Below are 26,677 nucleotides of genomic sequence, written 5' to 3'. Positions count from 1 at the left end.
TTCAGCCTCCTCCTGCTAAAGCAAGTAAATAAGGTCCAAAAATAAGAATGGCCATGATAACGGCCATGATAGCGGTTAATAAGACGGCTCCGGCAGCCAGATCCTTGGCCGCCTCAGCCAGCGGGTGATAGCTTTCTGTCTGTAAATCCACTACCTTTTCAATGGCGGTGTTTATGGTTTCCGCCGCCAGGACGACAAAAATAGTAATTAACAATAGCCCCCATTCCCAGCGGCTTAATCGCCAAAATAAACCCAGTCCCATAGCCATAACAGCTGCTGCCCCGTGGATCTTCATATTCCTTTCCTGCTGGAAGGCATAGGCTATTCCCGCCAGGGCACAAGCAAAACTCCTCTTTAATCCAGTCCCTTTCATACTGGGATTCTACCTTTCCAATTTAACTTTATGCATGATCTTTTCTTCCAGGTTACGCATTAAATTGCGTTCTTCCTCATTTTCATGATCATAACCCAGGAGGTGAAGCATACCATGGGCAATCAAATAACCCAGTTCCCTCTCAACACTATGCCCATAGTCTTCACTCTGACTGGCCGCCTTTTCCAGTGAAACCACAATATCCCCCAGGACATTTACTTCTCCCGGCAGGTCGAGCTCCATTTCCTCTTCACTGAGTTCGTTCATAGCAAAGGAAAGAACATCAGTAGGAATATTTTCGCCACGATAGATCAAGTTCAATTCTTTAATATAATTATTGTCCACAATCATAACACTTAACTCCGTATTCGGGGACAATTTCACCATTTTTGCCACGGCGTTGGCCACATTGAGAATAACCTGCTGCATTTCCTTGGTATAATTAATCTTGTTCTGCTGGTTTATTATCATGGTTTCCATGGCTTTCTCTCCTCTTTTCAAACTCTCTTACTATGGTTTCCGGATATTCTATTCTTTTATGGTACATTCCCTCCAGGACCTGGCAAAATGAGTTACCAATTGTATCTAAATCTTTAAAAGTGAGGTCACATAGCTCTAATTGTCGATCGTTTAGTTTATCCTTAATCAACAAACGCACCATGTTCCTGATTTTCTCCGGACGAGGATCGCTCAAGGAACGTACCGCTGCTTCCACCGAATCTGCCAGCATCACCAGAGCTACTTCCTTGCGTTTGGGCTTGGGACCTTCATAGCGGAAACTTTCTTCGCCCAGTTTTCCATCCCGGTCTTCTTCCATAGCCCGGTTATAGAAGTATTTGGTCAGGCTGGTACCATGATGCTGTTCGATAAAATCAATTATAGTCTGTGGAAGCCGGGCCTCCCGGGCCATTTCTACTCCATCTTTAACATGAGAGGTGATAATGAGAGCACTTAAGGCCGGAGCAATTTTCTCATGGGGATTATCGAAACCTTGCTGGTTTTCCACAAAATAATTGGGGCGCTTAATTTTACCAATATCGTGATAATAGGCTCCGACCCTGACCATTAAGGGGTTTGCCCCGATAGACTCAGCGGATGCTTCGGCCAGGTTGCCTACCATCAAGCTGTGATGGTAAGTCCCGGGTGCTTCCAGCAAAAGCCGTCTTAAAAGGAAATGATTCGGGTTGGAGAATTCCAGAAGCTTGTTCATGCTGGTAATGGAAAAGGCACTTTCCAAATAGGGCAAAGCCCCAATCATCAGAACGGCTGAAAATATTCCGTTTATAGCCCCGATGAGCACGCCGGTTATTGCCAGGTTCAAACTCCAATTGCCCCCGATCAGGAATAGGGTAATTATGGAAACCATGTTGGCCAAAGCTATATAGAGGCCGGAGCGAGCCAGATCCGAGGTTTGGTTAAGCTTGTAGACCTGAAATACTCCCACAGATCCGCCTACAAAAGCCGTTATCGCATAAAAGAGTTGGTTGCCTTCAGCCAGCAATCCTACATATAAAGCCATTATCATAGTAAGAAAATAGGCCAGGCGGTTGTCCAGCAAAATAGCAATCAACATGGAGCCGGCAGCTACAGGAGCCAAATAAGCCATCAGATTGTTGATGTCCGGCTGGTTGCTAATTTTGATTATAGTAAGAAAACGAGTTATTAACAATATTATTATAAATACCAGCCCTATTAATAGCATAAGGCGGTCATTTTCAAAGATATCCTGATAATAACGGCGCAAGAATTCAATAATTAGCCAAAAACTTAAAAATACGAAAAGTCCTGCACCGAAAATGGTTAAAGGATAACTTTTGCTCCTCTGAATACCCAGTTGTTCCAGGGTGGAAATCTGTTCTTCAGTAACCCGGTCACCTTCCCGAACAATTATTTCCCCCGCCTTAATGTTTTTCTGTACCGGTTGCACCGATGCCATAGCTTCTTCTATGGCCTTGTTGGTCGCTTCCTGGTTAAAAATCAAGTTGGGACGAAGGGAATTGCTAATAACCAGCTTCATAATCTCCTGGGCCTGAGGCGCAAATGCCAGCGCATCAACCTGCTTATCAACCTGCTCGCTGGCCCCCTTTATGGCCTCATCCGTAAGGGGTTTGCTCATTATTCCCCGAACCACCATTATGGAAGTCTGCCTCATAGTCTCCACATCTGGTATTGGAGTATCTAGGAGGTAAGAACCCAGTTGCTGCCGGTTATATTTTAGATTTAGATATTCCTTCCGCTTACTGCTGCTATCCAGCAAGTCCTCCAGCTTATCCTGGTTTTCATCAGAACTTACTATTTCCCTCAAAGTGGAATAAAAATTGTTTATCTCCGTTTCGGTATTAGAGAGGGCGTATTGATCACCTTGATAAACCTTTTGCACCTTGCTGGCAGCCTGTTTTTTCAGTTCATTACTTTGCTTTTCATCAATCACTACTGCATTAATACTGGATTGAATATTACGCTGGGCTACTTCATCCGGTTTTAATCGAACCTGGGTGGGGGTAAATTTGGAAAAAATAATAAAAATGGTTACAGAAAAGAACAACAATACCCCCAAAACCTTTCTGGTGGTAGACTGGCTAAGAAAACCATATATTCTCTTCCACAAAAAGTTGAGGATACTATTAAGCTTCATTTATTTGCTCCTCAAGCAGAACAATAGCTTGAAGTTCTTTCACCTTATTATCCCGCATTATGTGCACCCTTTCCCTAAGGTTCTTTTACTGACCTTCCAGGGCTTCGTAAGTTTCGTAGGCATTGATAATCTTTTGTACCAGCGGGTGCCTTATAACATCTTCTTTGCTCAAGTATTCAAAAGATACCCCGGAAACTTGTCCTAAAATCTTCTGAATTTCTATTAAACCCGAATACTCTTCTTTCGGTAAATCCACTTGAGTTATATCGCCGGTTATGACTGCTTTGGAGCCAAAACCAAGACGAGTCAAAAACATCTTCATCTGCTGCGGGGTAGTATTCTGGGCTTCATCCAGAATAATAAAAGCATCATTCAGTGTTCGTCCCCGCATATAGGCCAGGGGGGCTACTTCAATGATATTCTTCTCTAGATAGCGCTGGGTTATTTCCACCCCCAAGATATCAAAAAGCCCATCATACAAAGGCCGCAGATAGGGATTAACCTTTTCAATAAAATCTCCCGGTAAAAATCCCAGTTTTTCACCGGCCTCCACCGCCGGTCGCACCAGAATTATTCGTTCCACTTCTTTATGTTTGAGGGCTCGCACCGCCATTACCACCGCCAGATATGTTTTGCCCGTTCCAGCTGGTCCGATGGCAAAAACCACATCATCCTTGAGTATTGACTTGATGTATTTCTTTTGTCCCAGGGTTTTAGCTTTGATAGCTTTGCCCCGGGCGGTATTCAAAATCGGGGAGGATACAATATCTTGATGCCTGGACTTCTCTCCTTTTTTGATTAGCATGTAGCGGTAATCAATGTCATTAATATTCAATTGCTGTTCTCGGTCCACTACCTCCAGCAGATTCTGAATCAAGTCAAAGCTTTGCTTAACATCATTCTCCTGGCCTTTAATAAAGAGCTCTGCTCCCCGGGCACATATTTCTGCCGGGGAAATACTCCGCAAATGGCGAAAATTTTCGTCACCGGGACCAAAAAATATCGCTGCTTGCTGGTTGTCCGATAAGGTAATTCTGCTTTCCTTTTCTGCCAAACATTCAGTCCCCCTATCGAAATATCACATCCTATAATCTCTACACTCGAAGCAATAAGAACTACCTTTTAGCCGACTATTGATCTAAGTATAAATGTCGATGTTATTATATCATATGGTACATTCAATTGCCATTGGGACCAATATTTATAGGTTCAGCCCGCGCTATATCTTCGATGGTTTCAACCGATAGTTGAACTCTAATAATCAAATCACTGGGTGATGACAAAAGCCTCTTTCGCTGGTCTATAATATTCTTATCTTTCCCCATTTTCTCCAGAAGGTTTTTCTTAGCTTTTTCCTGAGCTTTAGATAGTGCTTCTTCTTCACTATACAGCGTGACTTTTTTACGCTGTTCCTGCCAGCGGGTTTTATACACTCGAACTGAACCCAGTGGAGTTTTTATTTTCTTTTCTTTCATCTCACAAATAGAGAAATCATAATCTTTTATTTTTGCTTTCTTAATGGAGATGGTTTTTCCCCCTATCTCCAGTTTTATCTCACTACTTTCCTTTCCGCTCAAAAGCATTTTTTCCGTACGCAGACGGCACTCTCCATATCCTTGATACCACACCCGGGCTTTTACCCGACCCCGGGCCCTGACCAGAGAAGGCTTTTCTTCCGCTACCTCTTCCACTTCCTCCATAAAGGGGTTTTTCTGGGGATAAACCACTCCTGAAATCAATATCTCTCCCTTGGACACTGCTTTACCCGCCTCAACCTGGGCCTCACCGGCCAGAACCAGCACTTCTTCCACCACGGCTTCTTTGGCTGCTACTATATGGCAAGGTCCGCTAATCTCTTCACGGGGGAATATTTTCTCTACCACCTCTATATTAGCCTTTACCCCCTTAATATCAATTTTTACATAAGCTAATTCACTCAAGTCCCGCAGCATGGCTCCTTCAACCTCACTACGGCTAAAGGTCCATCGCGGAGCACCCGGGTATACCCCATATTTGGCTGCCATCATAATTATTCGGCTCTTGTCTACTTTTTGATTGCCGCTTACATCAATAAACCAGATAAATGAAGCCATAAAGTAGAGGGCGGCAATAAAAATCACCGCCCCGACCCAGAATCCCAGGCGCCTAACAAAAAGGGCCTTTAAAAAAGGAACTCCTTCCTGCTTGACTACTTCCAATGAATAGTTATTTTCCTCACAGATATTTTCTAGCGCCTCAAAACCACTGCTTTTCACCTTCATATCCATTCCGTCAATAGTTTTCTTTATATCCCAAATATGTATTCCCCGGCTGAGAGCCAGGTTAATAATCTTTTCCGGCCTCTCTCCCCGTAAATTCACCTTAATGATGCCAGCTAGCTGGTTCAGAAAGCGATTGGACATGCCTTTCTCCTCCTACCTAATCCACAAACCTGATGGAATGAATTTCCCCGCTGATTCCCATTTCTTCCGGCATGAGTGTCTTTATCTGCAGTTCTTCCCCTTCTATTTCCAGAAATCCCCGGCTAAGATTAATGCGCAGGCGATTTAAAGCGTACTCAATAATGCCCCGGTGGTTTTCCAGGTATAATTCATTTCTTCCCACCACAGTTATTTTGGGCAGATCCAGCACCAGATCCCCGGGCAGTTCCAGAAACTCCGCCATGGCTTTGTTTAACAATTCTCGGCGCCGCTCCATTTTTATAACCATTCCTTTCTTAAGGTACAAAAGGTCTTTCGAAGCAAGAGGACATTCTTTTTGCTCCCAGTTTTATTCCCGCTTCTGTCCCTATATGGGGCTTTAGCTTCATAAAATTATATGCTTCCTGCCCTGACTACATGCTTTAAAGACTTTTGATTTCATAGCAGGAATTGCCTATTTTGAAGGCTACGATATCCGACAAGAAGCATAAATGAAGTATTTTATGATTGATTTTAAGTAATTTGCATAATTATAATGACAACTTCATCCTTAAGCATCAAAAAAAGTTTGTTTTCTTACTAAACCCCCATGGTCCAGGGGCTACAACCACCGATGAAAAGTCAGCTAGTAGGGGCTAGAATAGTAAGATGTAGTAGAAAAAAATTAAACCCCTCACCCCTTACCCCTCACTCCTCACTTTCCTTACTAGTAACACTGGAGAATGGTCCATACCTGCTGGAAATCCTTTTCCCGTAGAGCCTGCCGGGGTATCCAGAAGTAGAGCCTGCCGCAATCTCCCCACATCATGCCGTTGTTGCTCTCATCGGAATCCACCTGCATTAGCAATATCCAATCCCATGCTTTTCCATACTCTTTTGCCACTTTGGGATCCTTAAAGTTATAAGGTTCAAAGCCACTGCAAACCTGCTGGCATTCCAGCTGCATATCATTCTGAATAATACCTGGATGTCCCAGAACACGATAAACCGGGGCATACTCATCCCGATCCCCGTAAAGCCGGGCAATTTCCTGTTCGAGCTGGCGGTACAATTCTTGTTCCTGCCAACCCAATTTAAGGGTGTGATAGTATAAAGACCATACAGATGGAATACATATCTCTCTGGCCAATTGCAACCGGTAGGGCATAAAACGGCAATAATCAGGCAGCATAGCCGGAAAGGCTCGTCTCTCCAGCAGAGCGGGGTCACCATCGAAAAACAGTACTTCCCATTGTTCCCGATGCTCCGGCTGGAAACCCCAGGGCTGTTCCTCATTATCATAGAAGAAATAAAGCCAGCCTTTTACCGGTAAGAGTTCATTTTGCGGCAAAATAACAGCCAGCTCCTCCATATTTAACTGGGCTATAAAAGAAAGCGGCCTGCCCTTTACTGACGGCCATTCCATAGTCAACGGCAGATCCGGTATGCCGGCAATTTTAGACTCTCCTATTCTTATACTGTTTTCTTCACTTCTTTTTGGCCTTATGCGAACGGATTCCAGCAGATAGCCTTTTATATCTTCTCTTACCCGATCCAGGCCGCTATTATCTATTAGCCGGGATACCTCTTCGTACAAGATATCTTTTTCCTGTCCGGCTCTTTCCTTAATAGAACCGTTAATTATTGAGGCCGGTCTGCTTTCCAGGGCCAGTACAGTCGCATCACTAATCAATAGCTTTCCCAGCTCCCATTTGATGGCCATTCCCTGGAACTGGCTGAGCATTTGCAGCAAGACATAGATATTTCCCTCTTCGATACGCAGCCAGGGAAGTGGACAGTTAAGAAACATAACCCCTGCTTCAATCTCGGCCAGATTGTCCCCAATCCATATTTTTTCGTCATTTATTTCAGCCAAATTGTCCCCAAAACGTATCTTTACGCTCTGGCCGTTACGGTGAATAGCTAGCGTTTTGCCAGTCTCTTCCCATTCCACCCTGGCTCCCAGAGTCTCACTGCAGAAGTCCAGGGGAACATAGATATAAACCTCATCCCCAATTTTATTCGCAATTAACGGTTTATCGATAGGGAAAGATATTACCTGTCCATTAACAATAATCTCAAAAGTATCATTTAATGCTGTCATTATAGAATAACACCCCTTCCAATAATAAAGACATTATGGGAAAATTCTCCTTAAGATTAATACGACAAGGTTTCCGTATTCTTACATTGATATTTACAGCTATAAGGCCAGGAAATCTTCTCCCGGCTCACTTGTTTCATGCCATTAACACTATCAAAGAAATATATGAAGCAGGTGGGTGAGGAACACCGTTTTATTGTAGAATTTGAGGAAGATAGATTTTTTTTAAACCGGAAACTCATCAAGAGTTGCTCCACCATGTCGTTGAAATAGATAGCCTGGCCAGGAATTGTATTTTTTAGCAAAGGGAAGCCACCATCTTTATCGCTAAACAACTTTTGACTTAAACGCATTTTCTGATAGAATTAAGGCAAGATCTGATTTAACTTAACCCGCAACAGATTCCAAAACCATAGCTCATGAAGAGACTATGATTCATGGAGGTGAGTACTTGAATAAAAGCGATTGCTTATTTTGCAAAATTGTAAACCGTGAGATTCCCGCTGAGCTTGTTTATGAAGACGAGAGGATAGTGGCGATTAAGGATATAAATCCGGCTGCTCCGGTACATATTTTGCTAATCCCCCGTGAGCACATCGTTTCTCTGGATCAGGCTTCCAATGAAAATGTAGAGTTGTTGGGTTGCATGCAGACAACTGCGGCTAAACTTGCCCGGGAGCTGGGCATAGCTGACAAGGGTTATCGCCTGGTAAACAATTGCGGAGAATGGGGAGGTCAGTCGGTTTTACACCTGCACTATCATTTGCTGGGAGGTAGGCAACTGGCCTGGCCGCCAGGCTAATCTTGACTATCAAGCATATTAAATAGTAAAATAGATTGGTATTTACTTAAAGCTGGTCGGTTGAGGGGAGGGAAATAATGAGCGAAGTAAAAGTCGGGAAAAACGAATCCCTTGACAGTGCCTTAAAGAGGTTTAAACGTTCCTGTCAGAAGGCAGGAGTTTTACAAGATATTAGGAAACACGAACACTATGAAAAACCGAGTATTAAGAAAAAGAAAAAATCAGAAGCGGCCCGCAAAAAGAAAAGATTCTAATACCGCTTAAACAGTGGAATCTAGCAACTACGGTGCTTCCAGTGCCAGAACGATAATAGAATAAAGTGTTTTAAGAGTCTGGTAAGTAAAGCTTTACCAGACTCTTAAATATTTTGGCTGATTGAGCTGTTAAATGGTATTTGGCGCTGATTAATTTGACGCGTAAACACAGATTGTTTTATGATTTTGGCAATAGATAAAATAAATTTAAAATGAGGGATGATTTAAAGATGGGTTTTATGAACAAAGGTATGCGCAATCCTCGGCAAAAAAAGCTGGTTTATATCCTGGTTGGACTGGTAATCCTATCCTTCCTGGTTAGTATCGTGGCAGTGGGGTTCTATTAGAAAAGAGCCATACAATAGTCTCCCCCTGGCGATGCTGTTTTCCATAGCCTCCAGCTTGACCATGGTCAGTTCACCGGTCAGTTCACCGATCAGTTCCCGGGGGGAAGAAAACTCCAGCTCAAAATAATTGTCGCTAAGACCCCGACAAGAGTCTTCTCCTGCCCTCTGCTCTACCAGCACCTCCAGTTCCTGTCCCAGTTGCCGGTGTATAAAACTCCGCTTTTTTGCTTCAGCCAGTTGTATTAGTTCGGCACTTCTCATTTCTTTTTCGCTGTCACTGACCTGAGGCTCCATTTTTGCGGCGGCCGTTCCTGGTCGTTTTGAGAATTTAAAGACATGCAAGTCCAAAAGGGGTAAATCCTGTAACAAAGCCAGGGTATCCTGATAATCCTTCTTTTCTTCGCCGGGAAAGCCCACCATTACATCCGCGGTTACGGCCACTCCCTTCACCCTCTGCACTATTTCCTGTACCAGTTTATAATAGAAGTCCCGATCATAACGGCGGTTCATGGCGTGCAATATACGGTTGCTTCCACTCTGCAAAGGAATATGAAAGTGACGGCAGAGCCTTTCCCCGCCGGCTGCCATCTCCAGCAAATCCTCGTCTATCTCCAGAGGCTCCAGGGAACTCAGCCTAATGCGGTAATCACCCTCCACCCGGGCGAATAGCAATCGCAGCAAACTGCTAAGATTCCAATCTACCAGGTCATTTCCATAAAGCCCGGTATGAATACCGGTCAATACGATTTCGTGATAACCCAGGTCCACCAGTTGCCGCAACTCGGCCACCACATCCTCCGGCAGCTTGCTCCGGGAAGGACCGCGAGCGAAAGGAACGATGCAGTAAGAACAAAAACTCTGGCATCCATCCTGAATTTTTACAAAAGCCCGGGATCTTTCATGCCGCTTGGAATAGATAATCGGCGGAAGTTGTTTGCCCGCCACCTGTGGCGGGCAAACAACAAGAGGCTCCGACTCGCTCCTGCTGACGACCTGTCCTTCAATCAGGTCGAGAATGTCTTCTTTTTGCTGACTGCCTGCTATTAGATCCAGTCCGGGTATGGCCGCCAATTGCGCGGCATCTACTTGAGCCAGGCAACCGGTAGCAATAACCAGTGCTTCCGGATTCCTTCTGGCGGCGCGGCGCAGCATGGCCCTGGATTTGCGGTCACTGCTGTGAGTCACGGTACAGGTGTTGACAATGTACAGATCCGCGCTTTCATTGAAGTCTACCAGTTGATAGCCTTTTTGTATGAACTTTTCCTTTAACTGTTCCGTTTCCACCTGGTTTACTTTGCATCCCAGAGTGTGAAAAGCCACTTTTTTCATAATTGACTCCCATCTCATGCACTCAGCACGACCCCTTGCTTCAGCCTAGTTCACCATATTCGTACATGATAATGCCGCAAGCCAGCAGGCTGGCGGTTTCCGTTCGCAAGATTCTGGGGCCCAGGCCCGCTATGAAGAGGCCCTGTCTTCTGGCTATTTCGACTTCTGCCGGGGAAAAGCCCCCTTCCGGCCCTATTATGAGAAAAAGACCCCGGGTGCAAAAATTTTCCCGCTGTTCCCTTAATAGCGTACGGAAATGGACTTCCTTCTCCTGTTCATAGCAGAGCAAGGCCGGTTTATCCCCGATATGGGCCATAAGAGCGGAAAAATCTAAGACGGGTTCAACTTCCGGAATATGGTTGCGGCCACACTGCTTGCAGGCTTCCTGCGCAATCTTCTGCCAGCGTTTTATCTTCTTTCCCTCTTTTTCTTCATTAAAGCGGGCCACACTGTACTCACTTTGCAAGGGAATAATGCTTCTTGCCCCCAGCTCTACCGCCTTCTGAATAATAAAATCCATCTTCTCACTCCGGGCTATCCCTTGAACCAGAGTGAGATTAATGGCCAGGTCCTCCAACATAGTCTCCCGGGAAAGTATCTCGGCCTGCAATTTCTTCTGCCTTTTTTCCTGCAAGCGCAGCTGGTATTCATTCCCATTTCCATCAAAAACCTTAACTATATCACCACTCTTGAGGCGCAAAACCTTTTCTATATGCCGGGTCTGCTCCTCATCAATCAGAACTGTATTTCCCTTGATATTATCGGCAGAAACAAAAAAACGAGGCAAACTCTAGCACCCCATTCCCGGTTTATTCTTTTCGCGCCGCTACTCCTATCCAATCAACATCCTGGAGAACCTGCTCAATAACAAAGCCATGGGCTTTCAATTGCTTCTCCACTCCCGGCCAGCGGCTGTCGACAATTCCGGAACCAAATAAATATCCCCCTGAGGCTAAAGCTTTGGCAGCTTCCGGGATTAAACAGCTTACCACCTCGGCCGTAATATTGGCCACAACCATATCAGTCTCGAATGCTTGGATTTCCTCCACGATATCCCCAAGCTTGACCGTAATAATGTCGCTCAGTCCATTCAACTCCACATTTTCCCGGGCAATTTTTACCGACAATTCCTCAACATCCATAGCCAACACCTGAACTGCTCCCAGTTGGGCCGCGGCGATGGACAGGATACCGGAACCACAACCGGCATCAATAATCTTTTCTCCCCCTTTTACATATTGGTCAATAAACTTCATGCAAAAACGGGTGGACGCATGGATACCGGTGCCAAAAGCCATGCCCGGATCAATATTTATCACTACTTCTCCACTTTGGGGCTGGTAATCCTCCCAGGAGGGCTTGATTACCAGGCGCTCGCCTATTTTAAAGCGGTGATAATACTTTTTCCAGGAGCTCTCCCAATCTTCATCTCTAACCTCATCAATAAAAACTTGGCACTCAACATTGAAGTTCTCTTTGACCGCCTCCAGGCAGCTTTGTAACTCCTCCACTACTTCTCGTTCTTCCATAAAATAGGCTTTAATAAGCACAAACTCGTGCGCGAGAAAGTCCGGCGAAACCAATTTAGGGTTCCATTCCTCCTGGTTTTCATATTTCCTGGCCGCCTGCGGGTCTTCAATAACTACTCCGCCAGAACCAAGCCGATGGAAGATTCCGGCTATTGCTTCTATACAAATCCCTTCGGTCAAGACGCTGATCTCTTTCCATTTCATTCCACTACACCCTCTATCCCATAGCATCTTTGAATTTTTCGAACAGGCCTTTTTTTCCTCCTTTTTCTTCGCCTTCTTCCGCAAACTGGAGGAGAATTTCCCTTTGCCGGCGACTCAGCTTGCGCGGAATCTTAACCTCGACCTGAACCTTGAGATCCCCGCTACGGTGACTGTGCAGGTGAGGAATGCCTTTTCCTTTTATCGTTATAATATCCCCCGGTTGGGTTCCTTCGGGAATATTCAGCAAATGAACCGCGCCCCCCAGCAGAGGAACTTCAATTTCAGTTCCCAGGGCCGCCTGGACAAAATCGATCTGCAGCTTGCATATGAGGTTATAACCCTCTCTTTTAAAAGAAGCATGAGGCCGAACCAGTATAGTAATATAAAGATCTCCTGAGGGTCCGCCTCTTATACCTTGCTCGCCTTCGCCCTGAACGCGGAGACGCGAACCGCTGTCAATACCAGCCGGAATTCTAATATCGATTCTTCTGGTTTTCCTTTGTTCCCCATTACCTTTGCAGACTGAACAGGCCTTTTCAATAATCTTGCCTTCGCCCCGGCACTGGCTGCATGGCCGGGAAGTTTCAAAACGGCCAAAAGGAGTGTTCTGCACCGTCCGCTGCTGCCCTGTTCCCCGGCAACTAGGACAGGTCTTGACCTCTGAGCCTGGTTCTGCTCCACTGCCTTTGCACTTTTCACAGCGTTCCATCCGGGATATTTCGATCTCCTTTTCTATACCAAAAACGGCATCCTCAAAGTTTATTTCCAGGCGTACCTCGCGGTCGGCTCCCCGCTGAGGCCCGGTTCTCCTGCGGGTTCCGGCACCACCGAAAAATATATCAAATATATCCCCAAAGCCGCCACCACCCAGATCATCAAATCCACCAAACCCTCCAAAGCCTCCGGCTCCGTTGCGTGAAGGATCGAAAGCGTCATGCCCGAAGCGATCATACAATTCTTTTTTTTGGGGATCACTTAAAATTTCATAAGCATCGGAGATCTCTTTGAATTTCTCGTCTGCCTGGGGATCGTCCCGGTTAACATCGGGATGCAGCTTTCTGGCTTTCAGCCGGTAGGCTTTCTTAATTTCTTCGGCACTGGCATTTGGGGAAATGCCTAAAACTTCATAGTAATCACGCTTTGCGGACATCCTTTCCCACCTTCCTGAAAAACAGGCCTACCCGGACGACTGGAATCGCCGGGTATCACCCTCTCCCTGAGTAACTTTACACCCATGAAAATACTTGCATGGGATCTCCGATTATTTGCTAAGCAAAACTCAAGTTCCTGCCACCATAAAACTAACTATCCTTTTTATCGTCATCTTCGACATTGTAATCAGCATCAAAAACTTCACCATCGTCTGCATCAGCTTGACCAGCTTCCGCATTCTTGTTGGCTTCTTCATACATCCTGGTGGTAAATTTGAAAATTACCTCGGTCAAGGCCTCGGTTTTCTTCTTTATATCCTCGATATCGCTACCCTCCAGAACCGTTTTCAGCTCATCCCGGGCCTCTTCAATCTGTTTCTGGGATTCCTCATCCATTTTTTCGCTATATTCCTTTATGGTCTTTTCCGTCTGGTATATCATAGTATCCGCCGCATTCCGGGCTTCGATTTCCTCCAGGCGCTTCTCATCTTCCTCAGCAAACTTTTCAGCATCTTTTACCATGCGATCAATTTCCTCATCACTCAAGCCGCTGGAAGAAGTTATGGTAATTCTCTGTTCTTTCCCTGAAGCTGTATCTTTAGCGGTCACATTTACTATGCCATTGACATCTATGTCAAATTTTACTTCAATCTGCGGTACCCCGCGAGGAGCTGAAGGTATCCCGCTTAACTGGAAGCGCCCCAGGGTAACATTGCTGGTAGCCATCTTTCTTTCCCCCTGCAGCACATGAATATCTACCGAAGTCTGATTATCCGCCGCGGTAGTAAATACCTGGCTCTTGGCCGTTGGAATAGTGGTATTGCGGTCAATTATTCGGGTAAATACTCCCCCCAAAGTCTCGATTCCCAGCGAGAGAGGGGTGACATCAAGCAATACCACATCGGTGACTTCGCCGGTTAAAACCCCAGCCTGAATGGCAGCCCCAACCGACACAACTTCATCCGGGTTTATTCCTTTAAAGGGTTCCCGGCCGGTAATGTTCTTTATGGCCTCCTGTACCGCCGGCATTCTGGTGGAGCCACCTACCAGTATCACTTTATCCAACTCGTTGGTCTTCAGGCCGGCATCTTTCATCGCCTGGCGCGCAGGCCCCATGGTCTTTTCCACCAAATCGGCGGTCATTTCTTCAAACCGGGCCCGGGTCAAGGATTTTTCCAGATGCAGCGGCCCTGCCTGGGTAGCCGTGATATAAGGGATGTTGATGTCGGTGCTCATCACTCCGGAAAGCTCGTGTTTGGCCTTTTCCGCCGCTTCCTTGAGGCGATGCATAGCCATCTTGTCATTTTTCAGGTCTACACCCTGTTCTTTTTTGAATTCCTCCACCAACCAGTTCATAATCCTCTCGTCAAAATCATCGCCCCCCAGGCGATTATTACCACTGGTGGCCTTGACCTCAAAAACCCCATCGCCGATTTCCAGTATGGATACATCAAAAGTACCTCCGCCCAGGTCAAATACCAGGATGGTCTGATTCTCGTCCTTATCCAGCCCGTAAGCCAGGGCTGCTGCGGTAGGTTCATTGATAATCCTCAAAACTTCCAGCCCGGCTATTTTTCCCGCGTCTTTGGTTGCCTGCCGCTGAGCATCAGTAAAATAGGCGGGGACAGTGATTACCGCCTGGTTAATTTTTTCACCCAGATAAGCTTCCGCATCGGCTTTCATCTTCTGCAAAACCATAGCCGATATTTCCTGGGGACTATATTTCTTATTATCTATCTCTACTTTATAATCAGTACCCATTCTTCTTTTAATAGATAAAACCGTTCGATCCGGATTGGTTATGGCCTGGCGTTTAGCAATCCTCCCCACCAGTCTTTCATTGCTTTTGGAAAATCCCACCACCGAGGGGGTAAGTCTTTCCCCTTCGGCATTGCTTATTACTTGGGCTTCATTTCCTTCCATTACGGCTATTACTGAGTTAGTTGTACCAAGGTCTATTCCCACAACCTTGCCCATTTGCCACACCTCCAATAATAATCTAAGCTAGTCACTCCCATAAAGGAGATCTTTGATATCAAAGCTTGCTTTGCATATTTATGCCATCATTCCCCCTTTCTCCCGGCTTCTTCAGGGGGAACTAGCTGTTGCTGACTTTAACCAGACTGGGACGAATTACCCGGCCATGCATTATGTAGCCCTTCTGAAACTCCTCCAGCACCATGTTCTCCTGTTCTTCACTGCTGCCTTCAACCATCAGCGGTTGATGGTACATGGGATCAAAGGGTTTACCCACCGCTTCAATCGCCTCAACGCCTTCGTTCTTGATTAAATCATGTAACTTCCGGGCTATCATCTCTACGCCCTTGTTCAAGGCTTCGAAGTCCTGGTTGGCATGGGAAACATCCAGAGCCCGATCCAGGTCATCAATAACCAGCAGCAGTTTATTGATAAGGGGCAGCGTGGAATATTTTACATATTCCTCTCGTTCCCGGCCAGCCCGCTTTTTGATGTTCTCCTGTTCAGCCAGGGCCCGTAAATACAGCTCATAGTTCTCCTTTTTTTCTTCCTGTATCCTGGCCAATTCTTCCTGCAGTGCCTGGATTTCTCCACTTTCCACTTCCATGCCTGCCAGGGAGTCAAGGGGTTCAACTCTCTCTTGCTCTTGCATTCTTTCCATTTCAAGCTCTTCTTTACTCATAATTAATCACCTCTAATCCCAGTTCTCAGTGTTTTCCAGCTCGCCCGGATCATTTTTCATTTTGATAATGGTGTTTATCCTTAAAATAGCCACTGCCACCTCACCTGCTGCTTTAATAGCATGAATTTTTACCAGGGCGGGATCAACTATACCCTGTCGCATCATATCCATCAATTTTCCTTTTTCACAGTCAATCCCGATAGAATCACTCCCGTTCTTTCTCTGGGCCACTACCACATCACCCAATTTTTCCAGCGGGTTGAAACCAGCATTGCTTACTAAACAGGAAAAAGGCTTTATCAAGGCTTCCTTAACACAGTTCACACCAAATGAGGCCATACCTTCAAGCTCTCTGGCCACTTCTTCCATATGAGCTGCCAGCCATACCTCCATAGCCCCTCCGCCCGGAACCACCCCTCCCTGCACTGCAGCCTGAACGGCGGAAGCTGCATCTTTGGCCATGCGTTCGCGCTCATCAACTACTTCTTCAGTGGAGGCACCTATGAGAACGGTGGTCCAGTTCTCTCCCCCACCGTCATATACATAGATATGCTGCAGCTTTTCATCTGTTTTAACCATCCGGGCTTTACCCAAATATCCCTTAAGGGTATCCGGATCCCGGTTAAGACTATTTCGTTTTATTTTCCTGGCACCAGTATGTTGGCAAAGTTTTTCGATTTCCCGGGAAGATACCCGCTGAACCGCCATTATTCCAGCTTCGGTAAAGAGCTCTTCTGCCATATCATCAATACCACGGTCAATCACTACCAGCTTTATTCCCAGTTCGGGAATTTTACGCAGGTTTTCCTCGTATTTGGCCCGGGCCTGCAGATAATACTGGAAACCGCTCTCGCTCTTCATGGCTTCCCGTTCGATTTCTTCGGGCCCCAGGGCATCATCTATAACCAGTACCAGAGGGTTTTCCAAAACTGCCGGCATATCCTTGTTAACGGCTTCCCGGTTAAGCAAGACCCCACGGAAGACCTGACTGGGGGCCAGCTCCCGGGCTAGCACCGCATCAGCAAATTTGTAGTCCCGATCCAAAAGCTTCTTTCGTCCCACCAGTTGTGCTCCCTTAATAACCAGGCGGGCCAAATCGCGATTGCCCCTTCCGGCCACCACAGCAATGTTAAAAAGCACCTTATCCTCCAGGGATTCAAGCGCCCGGCTTTGTTTTTTAACTAGGTTCAATGCCGCAACTATGCCCCGCTCAATACCTTCTATCACCCGGGTAACCGGTACTCCTTTTAGTACCTGCTCCACCCCTTCAGCTACCAGCGCACCAGCAATAATGGTCGCTGTTGTAGTACCATCTCCCACCTCTGATTGCTGGGCCCGGGCAGTGTTAATTATCATGCGGGCCGCAGGGTGATTCACTTCCATCAGCTTGAGTATGGTTACCCCATCATTGCTGATAACTACATCGCCAAATCTATCCACCATCATAATATCCAGGCCCTTGGGACCAATGGTGCCTTCCACCGCTTGCGATATGGCCCGGGAAGCACTGGCATTGCTTAAAAGAGCCTGGAATCTGTCATCCGATTTCTCTGGTCTGCCCAGCTTTTTTTCAGACATATTTACCTCCTCTGGACCAAGTGGATCAAGGGGACGGTTCTGTTGTGTCAAGTGGACCTCTGACACATTTTTCTTCCTCAGGTTTTACTTCTTTTCTACTACATTATGTCTATGCATTCGGCCAAGTGGTTTTTCGCATATACCCATAAAAGTACCCTTATCATCCTAACCCCTTTAGATAGTCCTCAATAATATCCCGCACGATTTCCACCGTACCTACCGCTTTCCAATATTCCATGCGCACCGGGCCTATCACTCCTATCTTACCCAGCTCACCAAAAGACTTATACCCCGCCACGACCAGACTCATTTCCTGGATCTCTTCCACCGAGTTCTCCCGGCCAATCTTGATGTCTACGGCTTCCCCCAGTTCTCCCGGAATAATCTGCCGCAGCGAATCATCTTCCTCTAAAACATTCAGTATTCGTTTCAGCTTTTCCATGTCCTTAAACTCAGGTTCATTAAGAATATTCAGGGCTCCGCTGACCCACACCTTTTCATCCCGGGAATTTTGCAACAGGTTGTCTATAGCTTCCAGAGCATTATCAATTATTCTGCGCCGCTGGCTGAGGCTCTCCCTTATGAGTTGCAGATCGCTTCTCTTTACTTCTTCCAGCCTCTTTCCTCTAAAGGCCTGGTTGAACAGTTCGGCAATAGCCTGCAGATCCTGGGATGACACCAACTCAGGAATACTAATAATGCGATGCATTATCACTCCCATATCGCTTAGCAATAAGAGCAGGGCTTTACCCTGGTCCAGGGGAAGCAGCTGCAGGTTGCGAAATTCACTGAACTTGGCTGCCGGGACAATAACAAAAGACGCATAGCGGGTCATCTGGGATAGAAAATGAGCAATCCCCAGAATTACCTGTTCCCAATCCTCGACATTATGCTCAAATAATTGCTGCAATAAAGCATATTCCCTCTCTCCGGGAGGCTCTTTCTCCATCATGCAGTCAACATAATAGCGGAATCCCCTTTCTGACGGGATTCGACCCGCGGAGGTATGGGGCTGCTCCAGGTAACCCATATCCTCAAGGTCTGCCATTTCATTTCTCACCGTTGCTGCGCTTATCCTTAAATCATGTTTTTTTACCATTGCCCGGGAACCTACCGGTTCTGCCGTTTCCACATAGTCGCGGATAATCGATTCAAGAATTTTCTTTTTTCTTTCATCCAGGGTCATAAATACCACCCACCTGTTAGCACTCTATCTTATTGAGTGCTAATCGCTATTATTATGAAAATATCACCTGTAAAAACCTTTGTCAAGCCTGGGGATCAGGACATAAAACGGCAAAAAACCTGATTGGAGAGAAAATACCCCCTCCTGGTTAAACTAAGCCGATTCTTTTCCATTTTTAACAGGCCTTTTTGTTCCGCGTCCTCAATTTCCAGCGCAAATCGTCCTCTAAAATCTATGTGATATCTATCGGCAAATTGCATTAAATCTATTCCATCGCAGAGCCTTAAAGCCAGTATTATTTCTTCGCGCATTTTTTCCTCAACACTCATTTGTTCCAGTATTTCCATGGGAGCCTCATCTCCTGCCTCCAACGCCATCAGATAGTCCTCCAGAATCGGCCGGTTCCGGTATCTTTTCCGCTTGATGCAGGATACCGCTCCCGCTCCTATTCCTATATAATCGCCACCACCCCAATAGTTCAGATTATGGCGGCACTCAAAACCAACCTGGCAGAAGTTGGACAACTCGTAATGGGAAAATCCCTTTTCGGGCAGGTAATCCAAAGCCAGATGGTACATTGAATATTCGCTTTCTTCATCCAGTAGCTTTATCTGACCGCTTTTTATGGCCCGGGCCATCGGCGTGCTCTCGTCCAGCTGCAATAGATAGGTGGAAATGTGTTGCGGCCTGCAGGAAACTGCCAGTTCCAGGCTCCTTTGCCAGGTATCCAGGCTTTGTCCAGGAATACCATAGATCAAGTCCAGGTTGAAATTTTTGCATCCTTCTTTATGCAAGGCATCAATGTTATGCATTATATCGTATAAGCCATGAACACGCCCCAGTATCTTCAACTCATCCTCAGAAAAACTCTGTATCCCCAAAGAAATACGGTTTACTCCGGCTGCTAAAACTCCTCTTATATGGGCTTCTCTAACTGTAGCCGGATTCATTTCCAGGCTTATTTCGGCATTACTACCAAGTTTAAAGTAATGAGATACGGCCCCCAATATGCTTTGCAGTTGCTGTGGAGCAAGCAAACTGGGGGTACCTCCTCCCAGGTAAATGCTGGAGATGATGGTATCCGGAAACAAAACCGCGCGCTTTTCTATTTCCAGCCGTACAGCTGTGGCATAGCGCTCAAGCTGGGTCAAGGATTGAAGGGGCTGGGAATAAAAATCACAATAGCCGCACTTCTTGAGGCAAAATGGTATATGAATGTATATCCCGGCATGCTTCTTATTAATATTTGGCTCAATATCCACGCTTATCTTTATTTCCTTTAGTCATTTTCAATGTCCAGTACGGTCATAAAGGCGTCTTTAGGCACTTCTACCCGGCCAATCTGTTTCATCCGCTTTTTTCCTTCTTTTTGTTTTTCCAGAAGCTTCTTTTTACGGGTTATATCCCCGCCATAACATTTGGCCAAAACATCCTTACGCATGGCCTTGACGCTCTCCCGAGCAATAATACGGTTGCCGATAGCCGCCTGAATGGCTACTTCATACATCTGGCGGGGAATTATCTTTCTTAATTTGTTTACAATAGCACGAGCCCGGTAATAGGCCTTGTCCTGGTGAATAATAAAACTTAAGGCGTCAACTGCCTCTCCATTAAGCATAATATCCAGCTTGATTAAATCAGAAGCCTCAAAATCATGAAGTTCGTAGTCCAGCGAAGCATAACCGCGGGTTCGCGATTTCAAAGCATCAAAAAAATCATAGAGAATCTCGGCCAAGGGCAGTCTATAATTAATAACTACCCGGTGGGTGGTCAAATATTCCATGGTAACAAAACTGCCTCTCTTTTCCTGACAAAGCTCCATTATCGTCCCTACGAATTCATTAGGAACCATTATGGCGGCTTTGACAAAGGGCTCCATCACCCGGTCGATTCTCTGCGGGGGAGGCCAGTGGGTAGGATTTTGCACCAGAACTTCACTACCATCGGTCAGCAACACCCGGTATATAACGCTTGGGGCCGTAGCCAGCAGGCTCAGGTCATACTCTCTTTCCAGCCTCTCCTTAACGATCTCCAGATGCAAGAGACCCAAAAAGCCGCAGCGGAAACCAAAACCCAGGGCATCAGAGTTATCCGGCTCATAAAAAAGGGAAGCATCATTTAGTTTTAAGCGGTCCAGCGCATCGCGCAGGCGCTCGAAGTCACTGTTTTCAAGGGGATAAAGCCCGCAATAAACCATGGGCTTTACCTCCTGGTATCCCGGCAATGCTTCCGGTGCTGCCAGCCGGGCTCCCGTGATAGTATCACCCACCCGGGTATCATTGACATTTTTCATTCCTGCCGCCACATAACCCACTTCACCTGAGCAGAGTACTTCAACCTCGTTCATGTATGGAGACAAGACTCCTATTTCATCTACCTCATATTCCTTGCCGCTGGACATCATACGGATCATGTCACCTTTGCGCAATTTTCCCGCTACCACCCGGATATAGGATATGGCTCCCTTATAGGGGTCAAAATAAGAATCAAAAATCAGGGCTTGTAACGCTGCGTCCTTTATACCGGAAGGAGGGGGGATCCTCTGGACTATCGCCTCCAGGACATCCTCCACCCCTGTACCCAATTTGGCCGAAATAGGTAAAACCTCATTCTGATCCAGTCCCAATACATTTTCCATCTCCTGCTTGACTACTTCCGGTTCCGCTCCAGGCAGGTCGATTTTATTGATCACTCCGATTATTTCCAGATCCAGATCCATGGCCATATAAACATTGGCCAGGGTCTGGGCTTCTATCCCCTGGGAAGCATCAACCACCAGCAAGGCTCCTTCACAGGCAGCCAAGCTGCGCGAAACCTCGTAAGAAAAATCGACATGACCCGGGGTATCAATCAGGTTCAGAATGTATTCCTGCCCATCCCGGGCCCGGTAATTGAGTCTTACTGGCTTAAGCTTAATGGTAATGCCCTTTTCCCTTTCCAGCTCCATCTTGTCTAAAAACTGTTCTTTCATTTCCCTATCACTGAGCGCCCCGGTCAAATGAAGCAAACGGTCCGCCAGGGTTGATTTACCGTGATCTATATGAGCTATAATACTGAAGTTCCTAATATTCTTCTGCAAATTTTAACCTCCAGGTAGAACACAAGAGAACACAAGGGGACAGTTCTTTTGTGTTGTCTCCATGTCTTGTCCCCTTCTGTTCCCCGCCTTCTGTCTTCCGTCTTTAGAGCTTCTAAAATTATAACTGATTAAGCACCGCGGTTCAATTGATGGGAGTTTTATGAGCTTCTCGACAGGCGCTGCCGAAGCATATTAAGCAGCAATTGGGACTCTTCCAGTTTAAAGAAATAAATAATAAGGCCGTAGACAATAGCACCGGATAAAACTCCCCCGGTTACCAGGATCATAAGCTGAAGCTTGCTTGCCAAAGGCCAAATTTCAAGCATTCTTCCCGTAAAGAAACGCAGCAGGGCCCACATCAGCAAAGAGGCGCCCAGAGAAATGAGAAAACTGCCGGCAATCCTGCCTCCACCCAGTTGGCCCAGTTTTTTCCGCAAAGCCAGCATCAAAAAGATGAACCCAGCCAATCCCGATAGCGAATAAGCCAGGGCCAGACCTTTATGCCCCATAGTAGCCACCAGGTTTAAAGAAAGCAGGATATTAGCAACTATAGTGATAAAAGCAGCTGCAACCGGAGTAAAAGAATCATGCAAAGCATAAAAACTGCGGTTTAGAACCTGCAAGGAAGAATAGGCAAAAAGGCCAAAACAATAAAAGAAAAGAGCCTCATTGGTTATGGCTACCGCAGTGGCAGAAAATCGCCCCTGCTCAAAAAGCAGTCTAATTATCGGCTCGCCCAGGGCCATCAAGCCAAGAGAAGCCGGGATGGTGAGTAAAAATACGGCCCTTATGGCCAGGGAACTGCTGCGTTTAAACTGGGCTATTTCTCCCCGGGCTGCCAGATGGGTCAAGGTGGGGAAAATCGCTACTCCCAAAGATACCGCAAATATTCCCAGGGGAAGATTTACTATTCGCTGGGCCAGGCTAAGAGCGCTTACCGTTCCCGCCGCCAGGCTCGATGCCAGGTTCTGAGTCACGAAAAGACTCACTTGTACCGCTCCTAATCCGGCTAAAACCGGTACCATAAGCTGGATTATTTCCTGAAAGCCCTGGTTCTTATAGTCAAACGAGAAATAATATTTCATTCCCAGACGCCGCAGTGCAGGAATCTGCACCACAAAATTGGCAACAGCGCCCAGAACCACTCCCAGCGAAAAAGCGGCAACGCCTAATTGCTCCACCAGGCCAACACCCACCACTATAATCACTAGATTGTAGAGCAGACTTCCCCAGGCTGGAGCCCAGAAATGATGAAATGAGTTCAATATGCCCATGGCCATCCCGTTGAGAGCCATGAAGAAGGTTTGGATGAACATGATGCGGGTAAGATATATCGCCAGGTCGCTGTACTGGGCGGGTAAGCCGGGAACCAGTATCTTCATTAACAGTGGGGTATACAGATAGGCCAGGGCCATAATAAAGAGCATCAGCAAAAGCACATAGTTTAATACAATGCTGGCGGAGCGCCAGGCATCCTCTTCCTGATCGCGAGCCACAAAAGTAGAGATAACAGGGATAAAAGCCGAGCTCAAAGCTCCGCCCACCAGTAACATGTAAATGAAATCCGGAATAGAAAAAGCAGCCCGGTAGGCATCAGTAATATAATCCTGTCCAAAGAGAGTATAAAGGGCTACTTCCCGACCATAACCCAAGATCCTCGACAGTATTACCGTGATCATGAGCAAAACCGCGGCCCGGGCTACATTTCTTCCCCTTTCGCTCAAATACTATCAACTCCAATAATAACACAAGGGGACAGTTCTTTTGTGTTGTCTGTCTTGTCCCCCTGTTTTCCTCACCCCTCAACTTGCTAACCACCCATGGTCAGGGGCCACAACCACTATGAAAATAGGGGAAGCAACAAGTGCGAATTTTTTTGACGCTGATCAACGCTGATTTATTAAGATTTTATAAGATAGTATCAGCGTAAATCACCCTGCGGGTACCACTGATGCTCCCTGCGGTTGCTATTAAGGTTGCTGCGCCCGAAGGGTCAGCGTACTTCTGCGTCTAAACCCAAATTTTCTTGCTAACCAAGCAGGAGCGATTTAGAGAAATATTGCCTTAAAAATAAGCCATGATTTATTCAAATATTGTACTGCCTGCTGACCCTGGTTTTTTGCACTTTGCCGTAAAAGCTGCCACTCGTAATTCAGCAACTCCGGGGATACTTTATAATCCTGGGATAATAACTGCAGATTCCAGCTACCCTGCTCGTAATTACAGGCAAATACGGGGCCGCGATTGTCCAGAGTAAGATGGTTTATTCCCTGATTGCTAATATTAAGCCCACCAATAAATAGTACTAGCAAAATAAAGAGCAAAAAGAACTGCTTTAACTTCGACACCTGTTATAAGTCCTCCTTTAGCACTTCGATTAAGATATCAGAAAAAAGCATTCCTGCATAGCGGGCCTCCGCCAAAGAGTTCAAATCACCGCCGAACTCCAGCAACAAGGCCCGGGGGAAAAACTCCTGGTTATAAGTCCCGGCCTTGGTTCTGATTCCTTTTATCAGACCAGGATATTTCTTTTCCCCCTGATGATAGATTTCCTGGGCAAATTCCAGGTTCTTCCGCCATTCCGGATGGCTTTTGCGCTCATCGGTTCCGACAATTATCAGAATACGGGCGCTTTTCTTTCCATCTATTTCTACGGTCTCGGCTTTTTCCAGACCGGGTATACTGTCGCGATGAATATCAAACAAGGCCAGCAATTTATTATTGGACTGGAGTATTTTTTGTACCGTTTCCCGGGAGTTGGTATAACTCTTGTTATAATCAGGAAAATCATGAATCCTGTCTTCGAATTCAGCCGGCAGTCCCCGTTTGCTTAATGATTCACTAATACTCCTGGCCACCTCATTGACCAACCCCCTTTGCCCGTCGCAACGGGCCTTCCCACTATCAGGAATGTAGGATTCGGCACTATGGGTACAGTAAAATACTACCTTGCAGTCTTTAAAAAAGCGGCTATAATCAATATCCCGGCTCTCCTCCAGCGGCTCCGGCTCAACTTCGGGCAATTGAACCTCGTTTTCCCCCTCATTCTCCCGGAGATCTTCTTCGTTGCGACCATAGGCCAGGGCCTGGATACTGGATATCATCAAGTCTTCCGGCATCTTCTCCTTAAAATAATGCCTTGTCATAGGAAAAGAAGTCTTTTCCCCGGCAAAAACCACATTTACTTCCCGGAAGAGACTGGCTGCCTGCTTTTTATCCAGCTCAATTTTTTTAAAAGGCAGCAAGATATTCTGCATATTGAAAGTCGGCATCTTCCCCAGATAGGGGCTGCTAATCTCAGCACTAACCCCGGTTATCAAAACCAATAAAAATAATTGCATAAGGAAGATGCTTTTTATAAAAGTCCCAAAGTAGTGCTTGTGCACCCTGTCCACCCCACCATCAAATATCTTATTAAATTTATGGTGGACAAGAGATAATTAGAACCCGGTTCTTTTTAGTATAGTCTTTCCTTTATTAAGGGCTCATAATATAACGAGGCAAAATATATCCTCTGCTTTATTAAGCGGCTGCTACATATTTATGAAACGGGCGGCAGTTTTCTAATTCCCCGCCTCGTTGCGGCGCTGTGTTGAAACTACTACGCAGTTTCTTCCGATGCTTAATCGAGGTAAAATATAACTTAACAACTTAAGTGCCTGGCACCATAGAATTAAATACGTTTTTTCTTGCAATTTAATTGGGGGAGTGCTATAGTATTCCTGTTAGTCTTCAACTTACAAGGAGGTGAAAGTGTGGCCAAAAGTAAAACCCCCGCTAAAAGAGCTCATAGGGCAGAAGCCAACCGGCTCAGAAATAAAGCTTATAAAAGTAAGCTGAAAAGAGCAATAAAGCAATATGATAATGCAATAACTGCGGAGGATTTGGATACAGCCGGCAGCAATCTGTTGCAGGTAACCTCCCTTTTAGATAAGAGCATCAGCAAAGGAATCCTTCATAAGAATAATGTGGCCAGAAAAAAATCAGCTTTAAGTAAAAAGCTGAATAGTATTAGCCAATAAGCAGGAACCTGTCTACGGACAGGTTCTTATTTTTTATCTGCCTTTTTGCCTGCCACTACAGATTTCCACTATCAGGGCCTCCATGAGCATTTTGTTATCCATACTGCTGCTCTTGAACTTAATATCGGTTTGCAGAAATATTTGAAATAGCTGCCTCAATTCTTCCCAACCAAAATTCCGGGCATTATCCAGCATCTTCTTTACCATGAATTCGTGTAAGCCTGTTTGACCCGCTATCTCCCTGCTGCTATAAGATTTTTCACTATAGTATTTAACCCTGGCCAGGGCCATGAACTGGCGCACAATAATATAAAGAAATAAAATCGGGTGTTCTCCCTGAACCAACAGTTGATTATAGGCCTGGAAAGAGGCCTTCAGGTTGCGCTTCAATAACGCATCGCTTAACTTGAAGACCTTGATTTCAGCTTTAGTCTCCAGTTCCCCTTCAATATCGGCAATTTTAACTGGCCGCCCCTTCACCAGCAAGGCGGTTTTATCAATGAGATTTTGCAGGTAATACATATCCTGTCCACTTTTCGCCATCAGGTTGGCGGCGGACTTTTCTACCTTCAAACCACGGGAAGCAAACTCCTTATTTATCCATTCCGACAGTTGCTGGCTGCCGAGGGATTTGCAAGCAATTACAGTGGCCTCACGATCCAGCATCTTTACCAGGGGATTTGTAGTACTATGTTCACTGGCGGTTAGTACCAGTACCTGCCCTTCCATGTCCTGCTGCAGGTAATCCAAGAATACTTTCTCTATCTCGGCAGTTTTACCCCCCCGTCGTTTGGCTTTTCCTAACCACCAGGGCCTCTTTATTACCACCAGCCTCTGCAAGGAAAATAAAGGACTGAATTGCAGGGCTTCCAGCAATTCATAGGCATTCAGCTCATCTGCGTTCAGATAAGTAGTTTCCACTTCTTCGCCACTTTCCTGGCCCATAAGCGCTGCAATTCTTTCCAGTTCCCGGTCAATTAAATAGCTTTCTTCACCCCAAAGGAAATAAATCCGATTCTTGCTCAT

The 26,677-nt window shown here is 46.0% G+C and carries 24 protein-coding genes; 3 read left to right on the top strand and 21 right to left on the bottom strand.

Annotated elements, in window-relative coordinates:
* Window position 1: 1 nt before the first annotated feature.
* The 7 genes from PHP87_RS02530 to PHP87_RS02500 form a co-directional block, all read right to left on the bottom strand.
* Window positions 2-373 carry a diacylglycerol kinase family protein gene (locus PHP87_RS02530; protein ID WP_299918071.1) on the bottom strand — a complete coding sequence of 124 codons (372 nt, stop codon included), beginning with the start codon at window positions 371-373 and terminating at the stop codon, window positions 2-4.
* Between the two features lie 9 nt (window positions 374-382).
* On the bottom strand, window positions 383-853 hold the full coding sequence (gene ybeY / locus PHP87_RS02525; protein WP_299918068.1) for an rRNA maturation RNase YbeY: 471 nt from the start codon (window positions 851-853) through the stop codon (window positions 383-385).
* Complete coding sequence (locus PHP87_RS02520) at window positions 816-3,008, bottom strand: HDIG domain-containing metalloprotein (protein WP_299918065.1); 2,193 nt, start codon at window positions 3,006-3,008, stop codon at window positions 816-818. The genes ybeY and PHP87_RS02520 overlap by 38 nt, the downstream gene beginning before the upstream one ends.
* Window positions 3,009-3,093: 85 nt before the next feature.
* On the bottom strand, window positions 3,094-4,062 hold the full coding sequence (locus PHP87_RS02515; protein WP_299918064.1) for a PhoH family protein: 969 nt from the start codon (window positions 4,060-4,062) through the stop codon (window positions 3,094-3,096).
* 124 nt (window positions 4,063-4,186) lie between these two features.
* Complete coding sequence (gene yqfD, locus PHP87_RS02510) at window positions 4,187-5,410, bottom strand: sporulation protein YqfD (protein ID WP_299918063.1); 1,224 nt, start codon at window positions 5,408-5,410, stop codon at window positions 4,187-4,189.
* 16 nt (window positions 5,411-5,426) lie between these two features.
* Window positions 5,427-5,705 carry a sporulation protein YqfC gene (yqfC, locus tag PHP87_RS02505; RefSeq protein WP_299918061.1) on the bottom strand — a complete coding sequence of 93 codons (279 nt, stop codon included), beginning with the start codon at window positions 5,703-5,705 and terminating at the stop codon, window positions 5,427-5,429.
* A gap of 429 nt (window positions 5,706-6,134) precedes the next feature.
* On the bottom strand, window positions 6,135-7,511 hold the full coding sequence (locus tag PHP87_RS02500; RefSeq protein ID WP_299918059.1) for a DUF1963 domain-containing protein: 1,377 nt from the start codon (window positions 7,509-7,511) through the stop codon (window positions 6,135-6,137).
* 451 nt (window positions 7,512-7,962) lie between these two features.
* Between PHP87_RS02500 and PHP87_RS02495 the strand changes: the two genes are divergently transcribed.
* A complete protein-coding gene (locus PHP87_RS02495; RefSeq protein ID WP_299918056.1) occupies window positions 7,963-8,313 on the top strand; it encodes a histidine triad nucleotide-binding protein in 351 nt (116 codons plus the stop codon).
* 77 nt (window positions 8,314-8,390) lie between these two features.
* Entirely contained in the window at window positions 8,391-8,567 is a 177-nt protein-coding gene (gene rpsU, locus PHP87_RS02490; RefSeq protein WP_011640975.1) for a 30S ribosomal protein S21, read from the top strand.
* A 305-nt stretch (window positions 8,568-8,872) separates the two neighbouring features.
* Here rpsU and mtaB read toward each other — a convergent pair whose 3' ends face one another.
* The 13 genes from mtaB to PHP87_RS02425 form a co-directional block, all read right to left on the bottom strand.
* Complete coding sequence (gene mtaB / locus PHP87_RS02485) at window positions 8,873-10,243, bottom strand: tRNA (N(6)-L-threonylcarbamoyladenosine(37)-C(2))-methylthiotransferase MtaB (protein WP_299918048.1); 1,371 nt, start codon at window positions 10,241-10,243, stop codon at window positions 8,873-8,875.
* 40 nt (window positions 10,244-10,283) lie between these two features.
* Window positions 10,284-11,030: a 16S rRNA (uracil(1498)-N(3))-methyltransferase gene (locus PHP87_RS02480; protein ID WP_299918045.1), complete on the bottom strand. Its 747-nt coding sequence runs from the start codon at window positions 11,028-11,030 to the stop codon at window positions 10,284-10,286.
* Window positions 11,031-11,052: 22 nt separating this feature from the next.
* Window positions 11,053-11,976: a 50S ribosomal protein L11 methyltransferase gene (gene prmA / locus PHP87_RS02475; protein ID WP_299918042.1), complete on the bottom strand. Its 924-nt coding sequence runs from the start codon at window positions 11,974-11,976 to the stop codon at window positions 11,053-11,055.
* Between the two features lie 13 nt (window positions 11,977-11,989).
* The gene (gene dnaJ / locus PHP87_RS02470; protein WP_299918039.1) at window positions 11,990-13,126 is read right to left on the bottom strand and encodes a molecular chaperone DnaJ; all 1,137 of its coding nucleotides are present in this window, start codon (window positions 13,124-13,126) and stop codon (window positions 11,990-11,992) included.
* Between the two features lie 151 nt (window positions 13,127-13,277).
* Window positions 13,278-15,104, bottom strand: a complete 1,827-nt coding sequence (gene dnaK, locus PHP87_RS02465) for a molecular chaperone DnaK (protein ID WP_299918036.1) — start codon at window positions 15,102-15,104, stop codon at window positions 13,278-13,280.
* 121 nt (window positions 15,105-15,225) lie between these two features.
* Window positions 15,226-15,786, bottom strand: coding sequence for a nucleotide exchange factor GrpE (gene grpE / locus PHP87_RS02460; RefSeq protein WP_299918034.1), 561 nt, complete (start codon window positions 15,784-15,786; stop codon window positions 15,226-15,228).
* A 12-nt stretch (window positions 15,787-15,798) separates the two neighbouring features.
* Window positions 15,799-17,364, bottom strand: a complete 1,566-nt coding sequence (locus tag PHP87_RS02455) for a TCP-1/cpn60 chaperonin family protein (protein WP_299918033.1) — start codon at window positions 17,362-17,364, stop codon at window positions 15,799-15,801.
* Between the two features lie 160 nt (window positions 17,365-17,524).
* On the bottom strand, window positions 17,525-18,550 hold the full coding sequence (gene hrcA / locus PHP87_RS02450; protein ID WP_299918031.1) for a heat-inducible transcriptional repressor HrcA: 1,026 nt from the start codon (window positions 18,548-18,550) through the stop codon (window positions 17,525-17,527).
* A gap of 95 nt (window positions 18,551-18,645) precedes the next feature.
* Window positions 18,646-19,812, bottom strand: coding sequence for a radical SAM family heme chaperone HemW (hemW, locus tag PHP87_RS02445; protein ID WP_299918029.1), 1,167 nt, complete (start codon window positions 19,810-19,812; stop codon window positions 18,646-18,648).
* Between the two features lie 17 nt (window positions 19,813-19,829).
* Window positions 19,830-21,629: a translation elongation factor 4 gene (gene lepA, locus PHP87_RS02440; RefSeq protein WP_299918026.1), complete on the bottom strand. Its 1,800-nt coding sequence runs from the start codon at window positions 21,627-21,629 to the stop codon at window positions 19,830-19,832.
* 158 nt (window positions 21,630-21,787) lie between these two features.
* Window positions 21,788-23,353, bottom strand: coding sequence for a murein biosynthesis integral membrane protein MurJ (gene murJ / locus PHP87_RS02435; protein ID WP_299918025.1), 1,566 nt, complete (start codon window positions 23,351-23,353; stop codon window positions 21,788-21,790).
* Between the two features lie 324 nt (window positions 23,354-23,677).
* The gene (locus PHP87_RS02430) at window positions 23,678-23,977 is read right to left on the bottom strand and encodes a hypothetical protein (protein WP_299918022.1); all 300 of its coding nucleotides are present in this window, start codon (window positions 23,975-23,977) and stop codon (window positions 23,678-23,680) included.
* A gap of 3 nt (window positions 23,978-23,980) precedes the next feature.
* Entirely contained in the window at window positions 23,981-24,970 is a 990-nt protein-coding gene (locus PHP87_RS02425) for a stage II sporulation protein P (protein ID WP_299918020.1), read from the bottom strand.
* Window positions 24,971-25,384: 414 nt separating this feature from the next.
* Between PHP87_RS02425 and rpsT the strand changes: the two genes are divergently transcribed.
* Window positions 25,385-25,651 (top strand): 30S ribosomal protein S20, encoded by a 267-nt coding sequence (gene rpsT, locus PHP87_RS02420; RefSeq protein WP_299918018.1) that lies wholly within the window; start codon window positions 25,385-25,387, stop codon window positions 25,649-25,651.
* A gap of 33 nt (window positions 25,652-25,684) precedes the next feature.
* Here the strand turns inward: rpsT and holA are convergent, their stop codons facing one another.
* Window positions 25,685-26,677: a DNA polymerase III subunit delta gene (gene holA, locus PHP87_RS02415; protein WP_299918015.1), complete on the bottom strand. Its 993-nt coding sequence runs from the start codon at window positions 26,675-26,677 to the stop codon at window positions 25,685-25,687.

The sequence above is a fragment of the Syntrophomonas sp. genome (genome assembly GCF_028707975.1).
GTDB lineage: Bacteria > Bacillota > Syntrophomonadia > Syntrophomonadales > Syntrophomonadaceae > Syntrophomonas.
This window is presented reverse-complemented; position numbering and strand designations above follow the sequence as displayed.

What these genes read in the sequence shown, in the direction of transcription:
- prmA (WP_299918042.1), bottom strand. Translation starts at nt 11,976, where the DNA reads ATGAAATGGAAAGAGATCAGCGTCTTGACCGAAGGGATTTGTATAGAA.
- PHP87_RS02455 (WP_299918033.1), bottom strand. Translation starts at nt 17,364, where the DNA reads ATGTCTGAAAAAAAGCTGGGCAGACCAGAGAAATCGGATGACAGATTC.
- grpE (WP_299918034.1), bottom strand. Translation starts at nt 15,786, where the DNA reads ATGAGTAAAGAAGAGCTTGAAATGGAAAGAATGCAAGAGCAAGAGAGA.
- yqfC (WP_299918061.1), bottom strand. Translation starts at nt 5,705, where the DNA reads ATGGAGCGGCGCCGAGAATTGTTAAACAAAGCCATGGCGGAGTTTCTG.
- rpsU (WP_011640975.1), top strand. Translation starts at nt 8,391, where the DNA reads ATGAGCGAAGTAAAAGTCGGGAAAAACGAATCCCTTGACAGTGCCTTA.
- ybeY (WP_299918068.1), bottom strand. Translation starts at nt 853, where the DNA reads ATGGAAACCATGATAATAAACCAGCAGAACAAGATTAATTATACCAAG.
- mtaB (WP_299918048.1), bottom strand. Translation starts at nt 10,243, where the DNA reads ATGAAAAAAGTGGCTTTTCACACTCTGGGATGCAAAGTAAACCAGGTG.
- hrcA (WP_299918031.1), bottom strand. Translation starts at nt 18,550, where the DNA reads ATGACCCTGGATGAAAGAAAAAAGAAAATTCTTGAATCGATTATCCGC.
- PHP87_RS02500 (WP_299918059.1), bottom strand. Translation starts at nt 7,511, where the DNA reads ATGACAGCATTAAATGATACTTTTGAGATTATTGTTAATGGACAGGTA.
- dnaK (WP_299918036.1), bottom strand. Translation starts at nt 15,104, where the DNA reads ATGGGCAAGGTTGTGGGAATAGACCTTGGTACAACTAACTCAGTAATA.
- PHP87_RS02530 (WP_299918071.1), bottom strand. Translation starts at nt 373, where the DNA reads ATGAAAGGGACTGGATTAAAGAGGAGTTTTGCTTGTGCCCTGGCGGGA.
- yqfD (WP_299918063.1), bottom strand. Translation starts at nt 5,410, where the DNA reads ATGTCCAATCGCTTTCTGAACCAGCTAGCTGGCATCATTAAGGTGAAT.
- PHP87_RS02425 (WP_299918020.1), bottom strand. Translation starts at nt 24,970, where the DNA reads ATGCAATTATTTTTATTGGTTTTGATAACCGGGGTTAGTGCTGAGATT.
- dnaJ (WP_299918039.1), bottom strand. Translation starts at nt 13,126, where the DNA reads ATGTCCGCAAAGCGTGATTACTATGAAGTTTTAGGCATTTCCCCAAAT.
- holA (WP_299918015.1), bottom strand. Translation starts at nt 26,677, where the DNA reads ATGAGCAAGAATCGGATTTATTTCCTTTGGGGTGAAGAAAGCTATTTA.
- PHP87_RS02520 (WP_299918065.1), bottom strand. Translation starts at nt 3,008, where the DNA reads ATGAAGCTTAATAGTATCCTCAACTTTTTGTGGAAGAGAATATATGGT.